2 protein-coding genes and 2 pseudogenes are annotated in these 3,327 nt (G+C 49.8%); all 4 read right to left on the reverse strand.

All coding sequences use genetic code 11. From position 1 onward, the window contains the following. Window positions 1-17: 17 nt before the first annotated feature. A complete protein-coding gene (locus ACW12G_RS07200; protein ID WP_455647631.1) occupies window positions 18-1,139 on the reverse strand; it encodes an acetylornithine/succinylornithine family transaminase in 1,122 nt (373 codons plus the stop codon). A gap of 13 nt (window positions 1,140-1,152) precedes the next feature. After that, on the reverse strand, window positions 1,153-1,890 hold the full coding sequence (argB, locus tag ACW12G_RS07205) for an acetylglutamate kinase (protein ID WP_455646387.1): 738 nt from the start codon (window positions 1,888-1,890) through the stop codon (window positions 1,153-1,155). A gap of 21 nt (window positions 1,891-1,911) precedes the next feature. Continuing rightward, a pseudogene (gene argJ, locus ACW12G_RS07210) lies at window positions 1,912-3,133 on the reverse strand (bifunctional glutamate N-acetyltransferase/amino-acid acetyltransferase ArgJ). A gap of 20 nt (window positions 3,134-3,153) precedes the next feature. Then, window positions 3,154-3,327, reverse strand: a pseudogene (locus ACW12G_RS07215) (N-acetyl-gamma-glutamyl-phosphate reductase); the annotation flags it as partial.

The following is a 3,327-nucleotide window of genomic DNA, read 5'->3' on the forward strand; positions in this document are numbered from 1 at the left end:
GAATTAATTGTCAACAACTAAATTTTATCAAGTTGAATTTTAATGTTATCCAACGTTTCCAAAAGTTGAGCGGTGGGAATTGTCAACGGTGGCAGCAGGCGTAACGTATTGTGGCCGGCAGATAAAACAATAATATGTGCTGCTAAAAGATCAGCGACGACTTGTTCGACAGGCACCGTGAGTGCAATACCAGCCATCATCCCCAACCCGCGGACGTCATCAACGACTGCTAAGGTTTTAAATTCCGCTAATTTATCCCAAAATAAAGCGATTTTCTCTGCCAAGGTTGGTAACACGTCATCCAAGACCGTCAAGGTCGCTTGCGCGGCGGACATGGCTAAGGGATTGCCGCCAAAAGTGGAACCGTGGGTACCATAGGCCAAAGCAGGGGCGAATTCATTTTTCGCTAACATGGCGCCGACGGGAATGCCGTTGGCTAATCCTTTAGCAGTGGTAAAAATATCTGGCGTGAAACCATATTGTTCAAAAGCAAATCTTGTGCCAGTTCGGCCCATGCCTGTCTGGACTTCATCAACCAGTAACAAAATGCCATTTGTCTGGGCTAAAGCCACTAACTCAGCGACAAAGGCTGGATCAGCGGGGAAAACGCCACCTTCACCTTGAACGAGTTCTAACATAATGGCCGCCGTATCGTCGGTGATCAGTGCTTTGACGCTGGTAATATCGTTGAATTTCGCGTAAGTAAAGCCGGTCAACATGGGTAGGCCAGCATGAATACTGTCTTGGCCGGTGGCTGACATCGCAGCATACGTCCGACCGTGAAACGAATTGGTAAACGAGATAATCGTTGATTTACCGGTTACCAGACGTGCGAGTTTAATCGCTGCTTCATTGGCTTCGGCACCGGAGTTGGCAAAGTAAGCAGTGTAGTCCGGTCCACCGAGTTGTTGGGCCACGGCCTCTTGCAAAGGATTTTGATATAAATTGGGGATATGCCATATTTTTTCGGCTTGCTGCGTCAGGGCCGCCACGACTTTGGGGTGGGTTGCGCCAATGTTATAGACGCCAATGCCGCTGGTTAAATCACTATAGGCTTGGCCTTGGTCGTCAAACAAAGTGGCATTTTGTGCTTGGGTAAAAGTCACGGGTGCGCGATGATAATTCGGAAAGAGGGTCATAAGGTACTCCTTGTTAAAGTGTGACGACCGTCCCTGGTTGGGTGACGGTGTTGGTGATATGGACATGATGGACGCCGCGTTTGACTGCACTTAAGGCACTGTTGATTTTTGGAATCATGCCACCAGTGGCGAGGTGATCAGCGGTTAATTGTTGCGCTGTTTTTGGGGTAAGTGCTTGTAATAAGCAACCACTGACTTTCACCCCAGCAACGTCAGTGAGTAAATACAGCGCATCAGCGTGGAGTTGTTTAGCAATGGCGGTGGCGGCGTGGTCAGCGTTGACATTTAACCACTGGCCGTCATTGGTCATGGTAAGGGGGGCAATAATTGGGATTAAATTTTGCTGCCAAAGTTGTTGAATGAGCTGGGTGTTAACCTGGTGAATAACGCCCACATAGCCATAAAGTGCCTGATCCAACACATGGCCGGTTAACAGCTGATTGCTACCGGCATTAAGTCCGATGGCCGCGATGCCGTGTTGACGAAAGGCTTCGGTTAGCGCTGGTTGCACTTGGCCGAGGAGCGCCATTTGTGTGATATGAAGGCCTTGCGCGGTGGTGACCCGAATACCGTTAAACTTTTGCACTGGTTCATTGAATTGCGTCATCAAATGAGAAATCTGATCGCCACCGCCGTGGACAATGGCGACTTGAATATGCTGTTTTTGCCAATGTTTAATCGTCTCAAAAAACGTGGGGGTGAGCTGTTGGGCGGCATTACCGCCAATTTTAATGATGTATTTTTGGGTCATCGCGTCGCTCCTTGGTGTTGCTTACGTGGTATAGAGGGCGTTAATTTTCACATAGTCATACGTCAAATCTGAGCCCCAGGCTTGACCGGTGGCCGCCCCGTTGTTGAGGTCGATTTGAATCGTGATGTGCGGGTCTTCTAGTGAGTTTGCCAGTGCTGTCTGGTTAAAGGCAACAGGGGCGCCAGCTTGCATGACTGGGTAGTCATTAATGCTGATGGCAATGGTATCTGGGGAAATAGCCGTTTCTGCGGCGCCAATGGCGGCAATAATCCGACCCCAATTGGGATCTTTACCAAACATGGCGGTTTTGACCAATGATGAGCCGACGACTTTTTTGGCAATGAGTCAGTCGGGCGGCAGTCGCTGATTGGGCGTGTGAAACCGTGACGGTGATGAGTTTCGTTGCCCCTTCGCCATCGTTGGCAATCGCAATGGCCAGCGTCGTGGTCACGTGATGCAACATCGCCTTAAACTGTTCGTAGACCGCGTCGTCTTGGGCAATTAGCGGATTGTCAGCTTGACCATTGGCCATGACTAAGACCATGTCGTTGGTGCTGGTATCGCCATCAATGGTGATTTGATTAAAACTCGTCTCGACATCTTCTGACAAGGCTTGTTGCAATAGCGAACTGGGAATATTAGCATCCGTGGTGATAAACCCAAGCATGGTGGCCATGTTGGGATGAATCATACCGGAACCTTTTGCGACGCCGCTCATCGTGACGCGTTTTCCGGCAATGGTGCCTTGAATGGTCACGGCCTTTTCGTTGGTATCCGTGGTCATAATGGCGTGGGCAAACCCTTGGGGGTCACCGTCATGCTGAAGTTGGTGGATGCCTGCGGTCACGGTATCAATGGGAAGTATTTGCCCGATAACACCAGTTGATGCAACCCCCACCAAGTTGGGCGCAATCCCCAACTTGTCCGCGGTCGTTGTTTGCATCATTTTGGCGTGCGTCAAACCAATTTGCCCAGTCACGGCGTTGGCATTACCGGAATTGACAATGATCGCTTGTAGTTGGCTGTTTTGAATGGTTTTTTTGGTCACTTGGACGGGGGCGGCTTGGACTTGGTTGGTTGTAAACACGCCGGCTACCGCAGCGGGCACATCACTGATGAGCCAGCCCAAATCTTTAGCTTTGTGTTTTAAACCAACATGTTGCCCGTCGGCGTGAAAGCCTTTTGGCGCGGCAATGCTGGGATGAGATAAGGTTGTGAATGGGGCGGTCAGTGTTTCGGGCATGTTGTCTCCTCGTTGTTGGGTTAAGCGTATTGGGCAATCAGGTTTAAGCCAGTCGTTTCCTCAAAATCGTACAGATGATTCATATTTTGAATGGCTTGGCCGGCCGCGCCTTTAATCATGTTATCTAGCACGCTGACAATCGTGAGATAGTGGGTGATGGGATTATAGGTAAGACCAATATCGGTGAAATTCGT

It is taken from the genome of Leuconostoc sp., assembly GCF_965300815.1.

Coding starts and splice junctions, on each gene's coding strand:
- ACW12G_RS07200 (WP_455647631.1), bottom strand. CDS start 1,139: ATGACCCTCTTTCCGAATTATCATCGCGCACCCGTGACTTTTACCCAA.
- argB (WP_455646387.1), bottom strand. CDS start 1,890: ATGACCCAAAAATACATCATTAAAATTGGCGGTAATGCCGCCCAACAG.